Annotated in this window: 17 protein-coding genes and 1 tRNA gene; 4 read left to right on the top strand and 14 right to left on the bottom strand. The window is 19.0% G+C overall.

The genetic code is table 11. The features are described from left to right. Positions 1–199 precede the first annotated feature (199 nt). Positions 200–1,012: a glutamate racemase gene (murI, locus tag GJU01_RS01755; RefSeq protein ID WP_168868124.1), complete on the bottom strand. Its 813-nt coding sequence runs from the start codon at positions 1,010–1,012 to the stop codon at positions 200–202. 131 nt (positions 1,013–1,143) lie between these two features. Here murI and GJU01_RS01760 point away from each other — a divergent pair, with 131 nt between their 5' ends. Continuing rightward, entirely contained in the window at positions 1,144–2,298 is a 1,155-nt protein-coding gene (locus GJU01_RS01760; protein WP_168868125.1) for a cysteine desulfurase family protein, read from the top strand. 61 nt (positions 2,299–2,359) lie between these two features. Here GJU01_RS01760 and pykF read toward each other — a convergent pair whose 3' ends face one another. From pykF to murJ, 8 genes are all read right to left on the bottom strand, one after another. Beyond that, complete coding sequence (gene pykF / locus GJU01_RS01765) at positions 2,360–3,769, bottom strand: pyruvate kinase PykF (protein ID WP_168868126.1); 1,410 nt, start codon at positions 3,767–3,769, stop codon at positions 2,360–2,362. 38 nt (positions 3,770–3,807) lie between these two features. Beyond that, entirely contained in the window at positions 3,808–4,272 is a 465-nt protein-coding gene (locus tag GJU01_RS01770) for a SufE family protein (protein ID WP_168868127.1), read from the bottom strand. Positions 4,273–4,274: 2 nt separating this feature from the next. Continuing rightward, the gene (locus GJU01_RS01775; RefSeq protein ID WP_168868128.1) at positions 4,275–5,507 is read right to left on the bottom strand and encodes a SufS family cysteine desulfurase; all 1,233 of its coding nucleotides are present in this window, start codon (positions 5,505–5,507) and stop codon (positions 4,275–4,277) included. Further along, entirely contained in the window at positions 5,497–6,780 is a 1,284-nt protein-coding gene (locus GJU01_RS01780) for a SufD family Fe-S cluster assembly protein (protein ID WP_168868129.1), read from the bottom strand. Before GJU01_RS01780 ends, GJU01_RS01775 begins: the two co-directional genes overlap by 11 nt. Beyond that, entirely contained in the window at positions 6,758–7,501 is a 744-nt protein-coding gene (gene sufC / locus GJU01_RS01785; protein ID WP_168868130.1) for a Fe-S cluster assembly ATPase SufC, read from the bottom strand. The genes GJU01_RS01780 and sufC overlap by 23 nt, the downstream gene beginning before the upstream one ends. Positions 7,502–7,535: 34 nt before the next feature. Continuing rightward, positions 7,536–8,978: a Fe-S cluster assembly protein SufB gene (sufB, locus tag GJU01_RS01790; RefSeq protein ID WP_168868131.1), complete on the bottom strand. Its 1,443-nt coding sequence runs from the start codon at positions 8,976–8,978 to the stop codon at positions 7,536–7,538. Positions 8,979–8,982: 4 nt separating this feature from the next. Continuing rightward, complete coding sequence (locus tag GJU01_RS01795; protein WP_168868132.1) at positions 8,983–9,363, bottom strand: HesB/IscA family protein; 381 nt, start codon at positions 9,361–9,363, stop codon at positions 8,983–8,985. 223 nt (positions 9,364–9,586) lie between these two features. After that, on the bottom strand, positions 9,587–11,134 hold the full coding sequence (gene murJ, locus GJU01_RS01800) for a murein biosynthesis integral membrane protein MurJ (RefSeq protein ID WP_168868133.1): 1,548 nt from the start codon (positions 11,132–11,134) through the stop codon (positions 9,587–9,589). Positions 11,135–11,306: 172 nt separating this feature from the next. Between murJ and ribA the strand changes: the two genes are divergently transcribed. After that, entirely contained in the window at positions 11,307–11,900 is a 594-nt protein-coding gene (gene ribA / locus GJU01_RS01805; RefSeq protein ID WP_168868134.1) for a GTP cyclohydrolase II, read from the top strand. Here ribA and sbcB read toward each other — a convergent pair. Beyond that, a complete protein-coding gene (gene sbcB, locus GJU01_RS01810; protein WP_168868135.1) occupies positions 11,892–13,316 on the bottom strand; it encodes an exodeoxyribonuclease I in 1,425 nt (474 codons plus the stop codon). The genes ribA and sbcB overlap by 9 nt on opposite strands. Positions 13,317–13,372: 56 nt before the next feature. Here sbcB and GJU01_RS01815 point away from each other — a divergent pair. Together GJU01_RS01815 and GJU01_RS01820 are read left to right on the top strand one after the other, a co-directional pair. Next, positions 13,373–13,457 (top strand) — tRNA-Ser (locus GJU01_RS01815). 65 nt (positions 13,458–13,522) lie between these two features. After that, a complete protein-coding gene (locus tag GJU01_RS01820) occupies positions 13,523–14,098 on the top strand; it encodes a DedA family protein (protein WP_168868136.1) in 576 nt (191 codons plus the stop codon). Positions 14,099–14,114: 16 nt separating this feature from the next. On the opposite strand, the gene GJU01_RS01825 is transcribed toward GJU01_RS01820, so the two are convergent. The 4 genes from GJU01_RS01825 to nuoK all read right to left on the bottom strand — a co-directional run bounded on the left by GJU01_RS01825 (position 14,115) and on the right by nuoK (position 19,359). Continuing rightward, complete coding sequence (locus GJU01_RS01825; RefSeq protein WP_168868137.1) at positions 14,115–15,581, bottom strand: NADH-quinone oxidoreductase subunit N; 1,467 nt, start codon at positions 15,579–15,581, stop codon at positions 14,115–14,117. A 41-nt stretch (positions 15,582–15,622) separates the two neighbouring features. Next, positions 15,623–17,137 carry an NADH-quinone oxidoreductase subunit M gene (nuoM, locus tag GJU01_RS01830; protein ID WP_168868138.1) on the bottom strand — a complete coding sequence of 505 codons (1,515 nt, stop codon included), beginning with the start codon at positions 17,135–17,137 and terminating at the stop codon, positions 15,623–15,625. Between the two features lie 63 nt (positions 17,138–17,200). Beyond that, positions 17,201–19,060: an NADH-quinone oxidoreductase subunit L gene (gene nuoL, locus GJU01_RS01835; RefSeq protein ID WP_168868139.1), complete on the bottom strand. Its 1,860-nt coding sequence runs from the start codon at positions 19,058–19,060 to the stop codon at positions 17,201–17,203. Next, the gene (gene nuoK, locus GJU01_RS01840; RefSeq protein ID WP_168868140.1) at positions 19,057–19,359 is read right to left on the bottom strand and encodes an NADH-quinone oxidoreductase subunit NuoK; all 303 of its coding nucleotides are present in this window, start codon (positions 19,357–19,359) and stop codon (positions 19,057–19,059) included. Before nuoK ends, nuoL begins: the two co-directional genes overlap by 4 nt. Positions 19,360–19,363: the final 4 nt, after the last annotated feature.

A 19,363-nucleotide genomic window follows, 5' to 3' on the forward strand; every position in this document is an offset into this window, starting at 1 on the left:
TATAAAACCTTAATAAAATAAATTTACAAATTTTATTAAAATAAAACTATAAATTTATAATTTCAATAATACTCTCTCCAAGAGTGTCCTTGAAAATCTTTTGTCTATTTTTAAAGAACTAAAAACAATATTATTATCTTACAGATTCATAATGAATAGTCAAGTATTTTATTTAATTTTTTAGTTAAATGAAAATATTTTATAATATAAAGTTAGAAAAAACTGTAAAATTTTTTTTAAAAAATAAATTTTTTATTTTTTTTATATATTTATTTTTTTTAGTATAAAAAACAATATTTTTTTTTCTACTTAAAATATTTGAATTATAATTCATATTTTTTTTAAATGTTAAAATAATATTTTTTTTTGAATCTAAAAAACATATTTTTTGAGGTAAAATAATTTTTAATTCATTTAAAATTAATGGAAAATGGGTACAACCTAGAACTATAGTATCTGGAAATACTTTTAATGCATACCAAGGTTTAAAAATTTTTTTTATTTCGTTTATAATAATATCATATCCTAATATTTTTTTTTCTGCTAATAAAACTAGTTTTGAAGATGATATTGTTTTTATTTCGTATTTTTTTTTAAAAAAATGAATTGTTTTTTGTATTTTATCGTTTCTTAAAGTTGTATTAGTTGCTAATAAACCAATTACATTATTTTGGGTTTTTTTTATAGCTAGATTAATAACAGGATTAACACCAATAATTGGGAAAGTAAAATAATTTCTTATTTTAGGTAAACTAGAAACACTAGCAGTATTACACGCAATAATAGCTAATGAAATATTATAATGATATGATATTTTTTTTAAAATTTTTATTAAACGTTGAAAAATAAAATTTTTTGATTTATTTCCATAAGGAAAATATTTATTATCTAATAAATAAATAAAATTTATATTAAAAAAAATATTTTTTATATAATTATATATTGTAATACCACCTAATCCAGAATCAAAAATAAATATTGTGTTTTGTGGTTTTAAAAATGACTTTTTCATAAAAATTCTACTTTATTTACAATATTTATATATAAAATATATAATATTATTAATGAATAATTAAATATATATTATATTATATATATAAATTTTTATTAAAATATTAAAAACAAATATTAATAAATTATATTATGAATAAATTTATTTATTTAGATTACGCTTCTACAACTCCTGTTGATAAAAGAGTTTTAGAAGAAATGAATAACTATCTTACTATAGATGGAATATTTGCTAATCCATCATCTTCCCATTATTTAGGCATAAAAGCAAAAAATGAAATTGAACATTCTAGAATTAATATAGCCAATATTCTTAGTTGCAAAAAAGAAGAAATATTTTTTACATCTAGTGCTACTGAATCTATTAATTTAGCTATTAAAGGAATTATATATAATTATATACACTATAATAAAAAAAATATTATTACAAGTATGATTGAACATAAAGCTGTATTAGAAACTTGTAATTTTATAAAAAAATTGGGTATAAAGGTTATATATATAAAACATTCAAATACAGGAATTTTAGATATCAATTTATTAGAAAAAAAAATTACCAAGAAAACTATTCTAGTTTCTATAATGCATATTAATAACGAAATAGGAACAATTAATAATATTTTTAAAATTGGTAATATATGTAAAAAAAAAAATGTACTTTTTCATGTAGATGCAACACAAAGTGTTGGTAAATATAAATTAAATTTAAAAAAAATAAATATTGACTTATTATCATTTTCTTCACATAAATTTTATGGTCCAAAAGGAATTGGGGTGTTATATATAAAAAAAAAGAAATTTAAAATAATTATAACACCTTTATTACATGGAGGAGGGCAAGAAAAAGGATTAAGATCAGGAACTTTAGCACCTCATCAAATAATTGGTTTATCAAAAGCATTAAATCTTGCTAATAATGAAATAGAAAAAGAAAAAAAAAGAATAGAAATATTAAAAAATAAACTATGGGATGGAATTCAAAATATTTCAGGAGTATACTTAAATGGTAGTTTAAAAAATAGTTCTCCCTATATAATTAACATTGGTTTTAAAAATATTTTTAATAAAATTCTTATGATAGAAATGAAAAATATTGTTATATCATTTTCTTCTGCATGTAATTCAAATAAACATAATATATCTCATGTTTTAAAATCTTTAGGTTTAACTAATCAATTAATCCAATGTTCTATTCGTATTTCTTTCGGAAGATTTACGACTTTAGAAGAAATTAATATTTTAATTAAAAATTTACATGTTTCTATTGAAAAAATTAGAAAAAAATAATATTTTAGAAATTTTATTTAATAATCTAAAATTTTATTAATTTAAATTAAAGATTTTAATATTATATAATATGGACAGAAGTTGTATTAGTTGTTCCACTAGGTACTAAAGCACCAGAAACCATTACAATAACATCTCCTTTTACAGCATATCGACTAGTTAAAGCTACTTTTTTCCCTATAATATAAAAATCATCTGTAGATGAGATTTTATCTACTAATGTAGTTATTATCCCTTTACTTAAAATTAATTGTTTAACAGTTTTTTTATTTGTAGTTAAAGCTAAAATTATAGCTTTAGGAAAATATTTTCTTATTGATTTTGCAGATTTTCCTAACTGAGTAGCTACAATTATTAAAGGAGCTTTTAATTTTTCTGCTATTTCGACTGCACTACGACATACAGCATCAGTAATACTCATATCTGTATTATCATAAAAATTAATTCTATTAGTCATAGTAATATCAGTTCTTTCACAAATTGTAGACATAATAGATACAGCTTCTAGTGGATATTTACCTTTAGCACTTTCTCCAGAAAGCATTACTGCATCTGTACCATCTAAAATAGCATTAGCTACATCACCAGCTTCTGCTCTAGTTGGTCTAGGATTTTTAATCATAGAATCCAACATTTGTGTAGCAGTTATGACTATTTTACCAAAATAATTACATTTTTTAATTATCATTTTTTGAGCAAAAATAACATTTTCTACAGGTATTTCTACTCCTAAATCACCTCTAGCTACCATTATACCATCAGCAATTTCTAATATTTCATCAAAATTATTTAATCCTTCCTGATTTTCAATTTTTGCTATAACTTGAATATTATTACCATTATGTATTTTTAAAAAATTTTTTATTTCTATAATATCTTGTTTTTTACGTATAAAAGATGCTGCAATATAATCTATTTTATTTTTACATGCAAAAATTAAATCATATTTATCTTTTTCTGATAAAGAAGGTAAGTTTATTGATATTCCAGGTAAATTAATACTTTTATTTTCTGATAATTTACCACTATTTAATATTTTACATATTATTTTATTATTAATTATATTTAATACTTTCATTGAAATTAACCCATCATCTATTAAAATTTTATCTCCTATTTTTAAATCATTAATTAAATTTGAATAAGTAATGGCAACACATTTATTATTACCAATAATAGATTGATCAGTAGTTAAAATAAATTTTTCTCCAGTATTTAAATATACGTCTTTTCCATTATGTAATTTCATAGTACGTATTTCAGGACCTTTAGTATCTAATAAAATTGCTGCTTTTTTACCTGTTTTTTTTATAATTTTTTTTAAAGTATCAATACGTTTTTGATGTTCCTTATGATTACCATGTGAAAAATTCAATCTAGCAACATTCATACCTAAATTTAGTAAATTAGATAAAATATATTCAGATTCAGAACTAGGTCCTATAGTACACACTATTTTTGTTTTTTTCATAAAATTTATATTTCCTAAATTATTTTATTTAATAAATATTAAAATTTATTTTTTTCTATATTACTTTTATTTATTTGTAAATTATAAGTTATTTTTTTTAATTTACTTATAATATTTTTTATAATTATATTAATACCTTGTATTCTAGAATTAGTTAAATATTTATTAAAATATAATTTTTTAAAACATGATTGAATATCAAAAGTTATAATTTCATTATAAGTTTTTTTATTATAAAAAATAAAAATTATTGTTAATAGTCCTTTAATAATGGAAGAATCGCTATCTCCTTTAAATTTAACATAATTATTTGTAGTAACTTTAATTTTAACCCATACTCTACTTTGGCATCCTGGAATAAAATTTTCTAAAGAATATTCTTTTTTAGATAAAATCGGTATTTGATGCCCTAATTCAATTATATATAAATACTTTTCTTCCCAATTATAACAACTTTTTAAATTATTTTTAATTTCATTTTTACTAGGTAAAATATATGACATAATTATTTTTTTAATAATTTATTTATATAAATTAATTTTTCTATAAAAAAATCAACATCATCTATATTATTATAGATAGAAAAAGAAATTCTACACATTGATGTAACTTTAAAATATTGCATAATTGGTATAGAACAATGATGACCAGTACGAATAGCTATACCATATTGATCTAAAAAACTACCAATATCATAAGAATGGAATTTTCCTAGATTAAATGCAATTATACCTATTCTATTTTTACTAAAATATTTTTTCCCGTATATTTTAATATTCGAGATAGAATTAAGTTTTTCTAAAGTATAGTTTGTTAAAAATTTATTATGTTCTATAATTTTTTTTATATCAAATGATGTAAACCATGAGATTGCAGTACCTAATCCTATAATTCCAGATATATTAGGAGAACCAGCTTCAAATTTCCAAGGAACTTTTTCCCAAATAAAATTATTTTTATATATATCTGTGATCATACCTCCTCCTCCTTGCCATGGAGGCATTAATTCTAATATTTTTTGTATGCCATATAAAATACCTGTACCAGTAGGACCAAAAATTTTATGACCAGAAAAAACAAAAAAATCACACTTCAAATCTTGAACATCAATTTTTTTATTTGCAATTGCTTGTGCACCATCTATTACAGTTATGATATGTTTTTTTTTAGCTAGTTTAATTATTTTTTTAATAGGATTAATAGTTCCTAAAACATTTGAAATGTATGTAATTGAAATTAAACAAGTATTTTTATCAATTAAATTATTAATTTTATTTAATTTTAAATCTCCATTTTCATTTAATGGTATTATCCGTATAGCAAACCCTATTTTTTGAGATAATATTTTCCAAGGTATAATATTTGAATGATGTTCCATTGCAGAAATAATAATATTATTATGTGGTAATATATTACTTAAACCCCAAGTATTTGCAATTAAATTAATACTTTCTGTAGTACTTTTAGTAAAAATTATTTCTTCAGAATATTTTGCGTTAATAAATGTTGCAATTTCACTACGTATTTTTTCCATTTTATTGGTTAAATTAATACTTAAATGATATATACCTCGGTTTACTGAAGAATATTCATTTTTATAAAAATGATATAATGCAGAAATTACTTTTTTAGGTTTATGGACAGTAGCAGCATTATCTAAATAAATAAATTTATTACCATTAATTTTATTAAATAAAATTGGAAATTGCTTTCTAATATTTTTTATATTAAAACTCATGAAAAAAATTCTCTATTGACAAATAACACGATACTTTTTTTAAAAAAATTTCTTTTAAATTATCATTATAAATTTCTTTTAAAGAATCTAGTATAAATGACATATATAATATACTATATGCTTTTTGAAAATTTATACCTCTCATTTGAAAAAAGAAAATTTGATTATAATCTATTTTTCCTGTAAAAACACTATGTGTACATTTTACATTATTATTTAAAATATCTAACCCTGGTTGTATATTTATTTTTGATAATTTACTTAATAATAAACTACTATAATTTATTTGTCCATCTGTTTTTATAGCAAATTTATTAATTTTTAATAAACTAATTAAATTTATAGTAGAATTATCTAAAGTAATTGCCTTATGTTTTTGAATACTACAACAATTTCCTTCTTCATGTTCTACATAATTATTTATATTAATTAAATTATTATTTTTAGCTAATGATATACTTTTATATATTAATTTGGATTTTTGACCTATAAATTTAAATCTATTGTTTTGTTCTATATATTTAGAAGACATTAATAAATCATATTGTTTCAAAAACACATTATTATATAAATAAAAATCATTATTAATAGTACAATAATTTTTATTATTATTTTCATTTGTGATAAATTTATAATATTCTAATTTAGCATTATTACTTAAAATAAAAGTATTAAAAATATTATTAAAATATAACTGATTTATATTAATATGATGTTCTATTAAAGTAATAGGATAAATATTATTTATATGTATATAATTTCTATAATTAGACATAAAAATTTTTTTATTTTTATTACCTACATTAAAATATACTAAATAAAGAGGTTTATTATAAACAGATTTTGTACAATTTATAGATATAATTTCTTTCGTGAAAGATTCAGATAAGTGAGAATAAATATTATGTTTAAAAAAATAATTTTTATAATTAATATTATTAATTTTACTAATATTTATTAAAAAATATGAATTATTTATATTACTAATATTTTTATCTATCTTGCCATTAATAAAAAATAATATAACAGCATCTATTTTAAATAAAAAATTTTTTAATTGATGTATATTTATAAATAATTTTTGATTATTGGTTAAAATATTATTATTAATATAATTAAAAAAATTTTTCTGATTATTATCTATTTTTTTTTTTAATAAATTTTTTATTTTATACCAATGAATCTCCGATTTTTTAGAAAAATGAGATTTTGTATGTAATTGATAAATATTTTTTAGTTGTTTGTAAATATTATTTTCCATTAAAGTATCCATATCCATATTTTTCTAAATAAGAAATAATCTTAAAATCTCCTGATGTTACAATTTTTTTATTATATAATATATGAATAAAATTAGGTTTTATATAATCAAGAATACGACTATAATGAGTAATAATTAAAAATGATCTACTTGTATTTTTCATAATATTAATTATTTTACATACTAATTTTAATGCATCAATATCTAATCCAGAATCTATTTCATCTAATATACATAAATCTGGTTCTAGTACAAACATTTGAAATATATCATTGATTTTTTTTTCACCTCCTGAAAAATCAACATTTACAAAACGTTGTAAAAAATCTTTTGGTTTTTTAAAAATTTTTAATTTTTCATTTATAATATTATTATAAGTAAATCTATCTAATTTTTTTTTTTCTTTGTATTTTTTTATTGCTTTTAAAGAATTAAATAGAAATATATTATTACTTACTCCTGGTATTTCAATTAAATATTGAAAAGATACAAAAATTCCTTTTCTAGCCCTAATTTCAGGTTCTATTAATAATAAATTTTCATTTTTATAAAATATTTTTCCTTTAGAAATAATATATCCTTTTTTACCAGCTAATATATATGATAAAGTACTTTTTCCTGAACCATTAGGTCCCATAATTACATGTATTTCTCCAGGATAAATATTTAAATTAAATTCATTTAAAATATTTTTATTATTTATATGAACATGTAAATTTTTAATTTTTAACATAATTTTCTTTTTAATTATTATTAAATATATTCTTTTATCCTATGCTGTCTTCTAAATGAATAGACAATAATTTTTGCGCTTCAACTGCAAATTCTAAAGGAAATTTAACAAAAACATCTCTACAAAATCCATTGATAATAAGAGAAATAGCATTTTCAAGATCTAATCCTCTTTGTAAACAAAAAAATATTTGATCTTCTTCAATTTTTGAAGTAGTAGCTTCATGTTCAATTTGTGCTGTATTATTTAATATATTGATAATAGGATATGTATGAGCACTACACTTAGAACCGATTAAAATCGAATCACATTGTGTGAAATTACGAGAATATTTTGCTAATTTATTAATTGATACTAATCCACGATAAGTATTTTTACTATTTTCAGTAGAAATACTTTTAGAGATAATTTTAGATTTTGTATTTTTACCTATATGAATCATTTTAGTACCAGTATCAGCTTGTTGATTTCCATTTGTCAAAGAAACAGAAAAAAATTCTCCTATAGAATTATCCCCCTCTAAAATAACACTAGGATATTTCCAAGTAATTGCTGCTCCTGTTTCCGACTGTGTCCAAGACATTTTACTATTTTCACCTTTACATATTGCTCTTTTAGTTACAAAATTTAAAATTCCTCCTTTATTTTTAGAATTTCCTGAAAACCAATTTTGTACTGTTGAATAATTAACTTGAGCATTTTTATGTAAAATTACTTCAACTACAGCTGCATGTAATTGAGAATTATTTCTAATGGGAGCAGAACAACCCTCTATATAATTAAGATAACTATTTTCATCAGCAATTAAAATAGTACGTTCAAATTGTCCAATTTGCTTTTCATTAATTCTAAAATAAGTAGATAAGTCTATAGGACAACACGTATTTTTAGGGATATAAATAAATGTCCCATCAGAAGCGACAGCAGCATTTAATGCTGCAAAAAAATTATCATTAGCAGGAACAACAGAACCTAAATATTTTTTAACTAATTCAGGATAATTTATTATAGCTTCGTTTAAAGAACAAAAAATAATTCCTTTATTTAATAACTTTTTTTGATTTGTTGTAATAACTGAAACAGAATCAAAAATAGCATCTACAGCTATATTAGGATTATTATTAATAGGAATATTTAATTTATTGAATGTATTTTTTACTTCAGATGTTAAATATTTATTTTTAATATGATTATTTAATTTTAAATTATTTAATGGAGCTGAATAATAAATATAATTTTGATAATTTAATTTTTCGTAAAAACCATTTAACCAATGAGGTTCTTTTTGATTTATCCATGAATAATATCCTTGTAATCTAAAATTTAACATCCATTTTGGTTCATTACGAATTTTAGATATTTTATATATTACATCTAAATTAATACCAGGAATAAATTTTTCATTTTTTAATTCAGTAGAAAATCCTTCTTTGTATATTTTTTTTTGTTTTCTTAAATATTTTAAATTATTATGCATATTATTAATTCTTTTTTAAATCAATATTAAAACTTTTTTTACACCCACAAAAATTTTTAATTTTACTATTATAAAATTCAAATGATTGATTAAAATTATTTTGTATAAAATCAATAACAGTTCCATCAATAAAAATAATGTCTTTATTATCTACAAAAATATATATATTTTTTTTTTTAAATATAATTTCATTATTAAAGATTTTTTTAATCAATACAATTTTATATTTGAAACCAAAACAACCAGATTTTTTTAAACACAATTTTATCCTTTTATCATTATATTTTTGAATTATTTTATTTATTTGTAGAAATGCATTTTTCGTTACATATAAACCTTTATAATTACTTTTATGACTTTTTAAATGTAATAATTTTGTTTTCATTATCATATTATAATAACCTAAAAATAGATTTTTTTATATATTCTAATAGATAAAAATAAAAAAGAATTTAATGTATAAAATTTTATTTAAATAATTTATAAATGTTTTAAGTAAAATATTAATGATTTTTTATTATTATTTTTATTATATAAATAATATCTATTTATTTTTAAATATTAAAATAATTAATAATATAAATTATATTTTTTCTTAAAATAATAAATTATTTTACTATATTTTTTAAAGAAAAATCTTCTAAACGAAACCCTAATAAAAATAATATAAATATATATAATATAAAAATTGTAGAACAAATACTTAATAAGTAACACATACGTATTTTAAAAGAAGATAAAATTAACCATTTTTCAGACATTATATTTGATATAAATAATAAAATTAGACTTAAAATAAGTGTCACAATAATAATACGAAATAAAAAATTAGACCATCCTGGTTCTGGTTTATAAATATTTTTTTTAACTAATTTATTAAATAATAAAATAACATTTAAAAACGCGGCAAAACATATAGCAATAGGAAATCCTATATGATGTAAAAAAAATATAAAAAAAGGACTAAGACATTGAGTAATAATTAAAACAATTATGTTAATTTTAACAGGTGTTTTGACATCTTGTCTTGCATAGAATCCAATGGCTAATACTTTGGCAATTATTAAAAATATTAATCCTACTGAATAAATAATAATATTTATTTCAGTCATTAATACATCAAAATATGTAAAAGCTCCATATTGAAACAAAGAAATTAATAATGGTTTTGATAAAAAAACTAAAATTAAAGCACTAGGTATTATTAATAAAAAACATAAACGTAAACCTATATCCATTAATTGATTATATTCTTTTTCTTTATTTTGAGTAAAAGCATCAGTTAAAGCTGGTAATAAAACTATTGTTAATGCTATTCCAAACATACCTACAGGTAATTCCATTAAACGATCAGCATAATAAATCCAAGTAATAGAACCTGTAATTAAAAAAGATGAAAAAGCAGAATTAATAAGTAAAGATATTTGTGTAGCTGCTACACCAATAATAGCTGTACCCATTTTTTTAAAAACTCTTGATACTCCTTTATCAAAATTTTTAAAATGAGGAAAAATCAACATATTTATTTTTTTTAAATAAATTAATTGATAAAAAACTTGTGATAAACCACCAATTAAAACAGCCCATGCTAAAATTAGAATTGAAGGATTTAAAAGATTAGGAAATATAATAATGAATAAAATCATGCTTATATTTAATAAAATAGGAGTTACTGCCGGGACAAAAAAATTTTTCCAAATATTTAAAATTGAACTAGCTAATGAGGATAATGATATTAATAATATATAAGGAAAAGTCATTTTTAATATTTTTACTGTAAGTTTTAATTTATAATCTGTGTTAACAAATCCAGGAGCAATAATAGAAATAATTAAAGAAGAAAATAATATACCTATTACTACTATTATAGATAGTATAATAATTAATATACCTAATGTAGAAGCAATAAAATTTTTTGTGTTATTTTTACTTTTTTTATTTTTATATTCTGCTAATATTGGAGTGAAAGCTTGAGAAAATGCTCCCTCTGCAAATATACGACGTAATAAATTAGGTACTTTAAAAGCTATAAAAAAAGAATCACTATAAATTCCTGCACCAAAAACTTTAGCTATAAGGCTATCTCTAAGAAAACCTAATAATCTAGAAAATAATGTTATTATACTAACTGTCGTTAATGACTTTAATAAATTCATATAATTCCTAAAAATAATAGTTTATTATATAAATAAATTATTTTAATAAAAAATTCAATATAATAAATTATTTCTTTAATAAAAATATTTTAAATATATTATTTTTTTAATAAAATATTTTAATAAATATTGTTTTTTATAAAATTTTTAAATTTTTTATAGGTAAAATATTATGAATATCAAAGAAATATCTAGAGCAAAACTCCCTACAAAATGGGGAGAATTTATGATAATAGGTTTTAAAGAGATAAATACAGGTAAAAATCATATTGCATTAATATATGGATTAGAAAAAATATATAAAAATTCAATTATTTTAACAAGAATACATTCAGAATGTTTAACAGGAGATGTTTTTTCTAGTTTACGCTGTGATTGTGGTTTTCAATTGCAATTATCTTTAGAAAAAATTTCTCAAGAAAATTGTGGAATATTAATTTATCATAGACAAGAAGGAAGAAATATTGGACTTTTAAATAAAATTAAAGCATATAATTTACAAGATCGAGGACTAGATACTGTAGAAGCAAATTTTGCATTAGGTTTTCATGCAGATGAAAGAAACTTTCTTTCTTGTGTAAATATATTAAAAATATTAGGTATTTTAAATATTAAATTATTAACTAATAATCCATATAAAATAGATATTTTAAAGAAAAAAGGTATAAATGTAATAGATAGAATTCCTTTAATTATAAATTATAATTTTTATAATTATAAATATTTAAAAACTAAAAATATAAAATTAGGACATATATTATATTAGTTGTTTATAAAAATATTTTGTATATTTTAGTAAATTTTGTAATACTAAAATTTTTTTTTTACAAAGTTGATTTTTTAAAAGTTTTTCAATTTCTAAAATATAATTATCTAAAAATTTTTTATTGAAAATATTTTTTTGATATCTATGCCATTGTTTTTGTTCTATTTTATTTAAAATAAATGGAAAATTTCTTGCTTTATATTTTAATAATAAAATATTAGCTCTTTGATCCTTAAAAAAATTTTTGTTCATATTTATATTAATAAAATTTTTATTATTTATTTGTTGAAATTTACATACATCAATATTTGAAAAAAAATTTTTATATAATTGTTCATCTACATTAAAGATATTTGTTTCATTATATGTTTGATTAAAATTAATTAAATTTAATTTAATAGTTTTTTTTATTTTAAAAAAATTTTTTTTAAGTTTTATAAAATTATTAAAATAAAACATAATATTAAAATTTAATCTTTGAATGTCTATTTTTTTTAAAATATTAATTGGCATTAATAATGGAGATTTACTAAAATTAATAAATTTTATATATGAAAAAATATTTTCTTTATTTAATTGATTTTTATTTTTTAACATTTCTAAAAAACTATTTATGTTTTTTATTAAGTTAAATACAATTAATATATTTTTATTTTTTGGATGCCAAAATAAAGGTGTAATACAATTTATATTATTATTTTTATTTTTGTAAATATTACTAATATGAATTAAAATCTGAATTTTTGCAAAATTTACAATTTTTATTATTTCTTTTTTATTTCTATATTTTAAAAAATATTCATATAACAATGGTTGTTTAGTTTTTATTAATTTAGTAACAGATATTGTAGCGTATACATCAGATAAAGCATCATGTGCATTATGATGTTTTATTATATTATTTAATAAAGCTATTTTTTGAAGATTAAATATTGGTATATTATTTTTTTTTGGCCATAAAATACCATTTGGTCTTAATACATAACATACTCTAACTAAATTTAATATATCCCATCTACTATTATTATTTTTCCAAAACCAACTATATGCATCATAAAAATTACGATAAAATAAAAATTTACTAAATTCATCATCAAAATTAATATTATTATATCCTAAAATACAAGTATTAGGATATAAAAATATTTTATTAATATACTGTGCAAATTTATTTTCTTTTAATCCCTTAAAATTTACTAAATAAGGACTTATATTATGGATAATAATAGATTTAGGATCAGGTAAATAATCATTAGGTAATTGACAATAAAGAACTATAGGAGATTCTATTATTTTTAAATTAATATCAGTACGTATACAAGCAAATTGTGCGATTCTATCTTTTTTAGGATTTAATCCAAAAGTTTCGTAATCGTAAAATAAAAAATTAAATTTTAATTTTTTTTTCTTTAACATAGTATATAATACTAATATATTATTAATATTTTGACAATATTTATTATATAAATTATGGTGAGATGGCCGAGTGGTTTAAGGCGCATGCCTGGAAAGTATGTATATGGAAACATATCAGGGGTTCAAATCCCCTTCTCACCGAGATATTGTATTTTTTTAATAAATATAAAATATTAAATATTTATTTTATAAATGTGATATAAAATATGTTTAATATAAATACAACTAAAATAATAAATCAATATGGTTATTTGATTGTATTATTAGGATCATTAATTGAATGGGAAACATTTATTGTTTTTGCTGGAATGTTAGCACATAAAAAAATATTATTTTTACATAAAATTATTATTATTACTATTACAGGTTCTGTAATAAGTAATCAAATATTATTTTTTATAGGTAAAAAATATAGTAAAAAATTTTTATTTATTTTTAAAAATTATAATTTTAAAATTCAAAAATATCGTAAATTAATTATAAATTATCCTTATATATTTATTATTATTACAAGATTTATTTATGGTTTTAGATTAATAAGTCCTATTACAATAGGTATTGCAAATATCTCTAATATAAAATTTTTTTTATTAAATATTTTTGGTGCTTTTATTTGGACTTTTTTTTTTACTATTACTGGGTATTTTTTTGGTGAAATTATATCTACTTGGATACAAGATTTTACTAAAATTATTAAGTATTTTTTGTATATTTTTTTATTATTTTTAATAATTAAATTATTATTAAAAATAATAAAAAAATATACTTCAACTTTTAAATAAAAGTTTAAATACTTTGCTAAACTAAATTTTTTACACATTTAATAATTAATTCAGGATATATACCCAATATAATTGTTGTTATTGTTAATAACAAAAATAAATTTTTAATAAAAAAATAATAATTTTTATTCTGTATTTTTTTAAAATACCAATTTTTATTTATTTTAGATGGTAGTAAATATAAAATAATAATAAAACGTAGATAATAATATAATCCAATAGAACTTCCTAATATAATAAAAATTGTTAAATACCATATTTTAAGTTTTATACTTAATGCTATTAAATAAAATTTAGATATAAAACCTATAGTTAAAGGAATACCAGCTAAAGAAAATAACATAATTGTTAATATAAAAGTAATAATTGGATCATACCAAAATAATCCTCGATAATAATACAATTTATCTGTATTTTTTTCTTGATCATGTAAACTTGTAAATAAACTAATAATTCCTAAAACAACTAAATTATTTATTATATAACTAATTATATATATTTCCATCATTTCTAATGCAAAAATATGTTTTGTATATTTTTGATTATAAATTAAAATTGTAAGCATATAACCAATATGTGCTATAGATGAGTATGCTAGTAACCGTTTAATATTATTTTTTGTTTTAATTCCCATCAAATTACCAAATATTATAGATAATATCGATAATAAAATTAATATATTATATAAAAAATTTTTACTATTATTAATTACAGTAAAATATATTAAAAATCTGACTAAAAATATAAAAACAGATGATTTATTAAATGTAGTTAAAAATAATGTTACAGGTGTGGGTGCCCCTTGATAAACATCAGAAGTCCAAAAATGAAATGGTACTATTGATAATTTAAATAATAAACTTGTAATAATTAAACAAAATCCAATTATAGTTAAATAATGTATTAAAAATTTATTATAAATTAAAAAATGATTTAATAAAAATATAAAATTCAAACTTCCATTATCTAAATAAATAAAAGATATTCCAAGAATCATAAATGATGATGCTATTATCGATAAAATTACATATTTAATACTAGCTTCTAAAGAATATTTTGATTTAATATCAAAACTTATTAATCCAATAATAGGAATAGATATTAATTCAATGCCTAAAAACATAGAAATAAAATTATTTGCATTTATTAAAACTATACTCCCAATTGTAGCTATTATCATCAATATATAAAATTCATCTTTATTCCATTTTAAAGTAGATAACCATTTATATGATATCAAACAAGTTATAATATTATTACAAATTAATATTATTGTATAAAAAATGGAATAGGTATCATTTAAAAATAAATAGTTTATTGGAAAATTATTATTTTTAGTATATAAAATAGACATTATTATTAATACAAATCCAAAAATTGTAATAATTAAACTTGTTAAATTTTTTCTTTTAAATGATATTTTAATTAATAATAATATCAATAATGTAATAATAGTAATTAAAGGCATTAATAATTTAGTCATAAAGAATTCTATTCTATTTAAAATTTAATATAAATTTTATTTTAATTATTTAACATAATTCTATTATATATACTATTTATAGGAGAATCTGATATATTTAAAATAATTTGTGGATAAAAACCTAAAATTAATAATAAAATTACAAGTATAAAAATAATAGTTTTTTCTCTTATAAACATTTTTTTCATAAAAATATTTATTTTAGTTTTAGGACCATAAAAAATTTTTTGCATCATATTTAATGAATAAATACTAGAAAATAATAAGCTTAAAGAAGCAATACTTGAACATATAGGATATGTATGAAAAGTTCCTAATAAAATTAAAAATTCACCTATAAAATTTCCTGTACCAGGTATACCAATACTAGCAAGAGCAAAAAATAAAAACAATCCTGGTAATGTATTTATTTGATCCCAAATTCCTCCCATTAATTTAATATTTCTTGTTTTTAATCTTTCATATATTTGTCCGCAAAGAATAAACTGTGCTGCAGCGGAAATTCCATGTGAAATCATCTGTATAATGACACCCTGATAAGCTAATTTATTATGACTATAAATTCCCATTAGAATAAAACCCATATGAGATATAGAAGTATATGCTATAATTTTTTTTATATCAGACTGTATACAAGCCATCCATGAACCATAAAATATGCCAGAAATTCCTAATAATATTGCAAAAAATGAAAATTTAAAAGATGATATAGGAAATAATGGTAAAACAAATCTTAATAAACCATAAGCAGCTGTTTTTAATAAAATACCTGCTAAATCAACTGACCCAGCCGTTGGAGCTTGACTATGTGCATCAGGTAACCAGCCATGAAAGGGAATAGTAGGCATTTTAACCGCAAAAGCAATAAAAAAAGATAGCATTATTAAAAATTCTGTTTTTAAATGTAAATGATTATTTAATAAAATATTATAATTAAAAGTTAATATACCAGTTAATTTTTGATTTAAAAAAACTAAAGATAAAATACCATATAACATTAATAAACCGCTCGATTGTGTATAAATAAAAAATTTAGTAGCAGCTTTTATTCTACTATGTCCTTTTTTACTTTTATGCCCCCATAAAGATATTAAAAAATACATAGGTATTAACATAATTTCCCAAAATAAAAAAAATAAAAACATATCTACAGATAAAAATACACCAATAACTCCACTTAAAATCCATAATAAATTTAAATGGAAAAAACCATGCCATTTTTTAACTTCATTCCAGGAACATATAACAGCCATTACACCTAATAAACCAGTAAGATTAATCATTAATAATGATAATCCATCTATTGCTAAGTGAAAATTTATTCCAAATCTAGGCATCCAATTAAATATATATTCTGATATCCATATAGGATATATAAATAATAATTTTTCATGTAAATGTATTTTATATATCAAATATTCTAAAATTGATAAAAGAAAAATAGAACTCATAGAAATTAAAGATATCCATCGAGGTAACTTAAAATTTATTTTTTCACTTTGCCAACAAATTAAACCACTAATAAAAGGAACTAATATGAACCATGGTAATAACATAAGATTTCCTAATTATATTTTAATATTTTCTATATAAATATGAATTTTATTATAAAATTAATGTTAATTATTAACTAATACTATTAAATATAGTATGATAAATATAACTCCTAAATATATTGATGATATATACCAACGAATATATCCATTTTGACTGATTAATATTATATTTCCTATTTGATTTATTATTTTTATTGTTAACAAATCTATAAATTTAGAAATAGGATCATTTTTTATAATTAATAATATTTTTTTAAAAATATTTACAAAAATTTTTTTATACATAAAATCTATATAACAACCATTTAAAAAAAAATTGTTTATAAATGAAAATCTATAATAATAATTATTATCATTAAAATTATTTTTTTGAACAGAAAATATATATAGTATAAAACTAATAATAAATATTATTATAGAAGTAATTTCTAATATATGATTATAATTATTATTTATTAATAATATTTTATAAGGTAATAAAATACTATTTTTTGTTGGTAATAATTTTATTCCTATATAACTAGAAAATATACTTAATATTATTAATGGGAAATTATGTGTAAATTTTTTTTTACCTGTATTAATAGGTAAAATATGATTTTTACCATAAAAAATAATATAAATCATACGTATAGTATATAAAGAAGTAAAAATACTACCTATTATGCTAATAATAAATAAAATTATTTGTTTATTTATTAAAATTTCATATAATATTTTTTCTTTAGTAAAACTACTCATTGTGAGAAAAGGAAAAGACGCTAAAGATATAGAACCAAGTAAAAAACAGTAATATATAAAAGGAATATATTTTTTTAATCCTCCTAATTTAAATATATTTTGTTCATTTTTACATGCACTAATAATTGATGCTACACATAAGAAAAGCAGTGCTTTAAAAAAAGCATGTGATATTACATGGAATAAAGCAGCATGAAATGAATGGATTCCTAGCGCTACAAACATATATCCAATTTGACTCATAGTTGAATATGCTAAAATACGTTTTATATTATTTTGAATTAATGCAGCCCAACCGGATATTAATAATGTTATTGCACCAATAATACTAGTTAAAAAAAGTATATGATTATTCATTAAAAATAATAAATCATTACGTAATATTAAATAAATACCAGCTGTAACCATAGTAGCTGCATGTATAAGTGAAGATACAGGTGTTGGTCCTACCATAGCATCTATTAACCATGTATTTAATGGAAATTGAGCTGATTTTCCTAATGATCCAATAATTAACATTATTGCAATAATTTTTAAATAATATGATTTATAATAAATATAAGAAGATGTGATTAAATATGATATTTCTGAAAAATTTAGAGTATTAAATATTTTAAATATTAAAAAAATACCAATAATTAAAAAAATATCACTAAAACGAGTAATTAAAAAAGCTTTTATAGCGGATAACCCATTTAAATTTTTTTTATAAAAAAAACCTATTAATAAATAAGAACATACTCCTACTCCTTCCCATCCAAAAAACATTAGAATAAAATTATCAGCTAATATTAATAATATCATATTTGCAATAAATAAATTTGTATATGCAAAAAATCTAGAGTACCCTTCTTTATTTTGCATGTACCAAATTGAAAAAACATGTATAAAAAAACCTATCCATGTAGTAATTATTAACATAATTAATGATAATTTATCTAAACATAAAGAAAAATTAATATATAAATTATCAATTTTTAATATTTCCCATAAAGATTGTTTATATAATAAAATATTATTTTTAGTAAAAATATATCCTATAATGAGTGTAAGAAATGCACTTATTCCAATAAAACTTACTCCAATAATTGAAATTTGATTTTTATTAAAATAATTTGAAAATAATGATAATATTAAAAAACTAATTAATGGCATTAAAATAATTAAAAAAATAAATTTCATCCCTTCATCTCACTAATTGAATCAACATTAATATTATTTTTATAATAATATAATTTTATTAATAAAATTAAACTTATGCATGTTTCTATTGCTGAAATACTAATTGATATAATATACATAATTTCTCCTTCCGTTTGTTTCCAATAATTGCCAGAAATTATACATGATAATGCTGAAGCATTGATCATGATTTCAGTACAAATTAAAATATATAACATATTATTTCGAATTATTATTCCTATTAATCCAATAATAAATATTACAATTATAAGTATTAAAACATAATATAAAGGTATCATTTTT

The organism is Enterobacteriaceae endosymbiont of Donacia vulgaris (genome assembly GCF_012568445.1).
Lineage (GTDB): Bacteria > Pseudomonadota > Gammaproteobacteria > Enterobacterales > Enterobacteriaceae.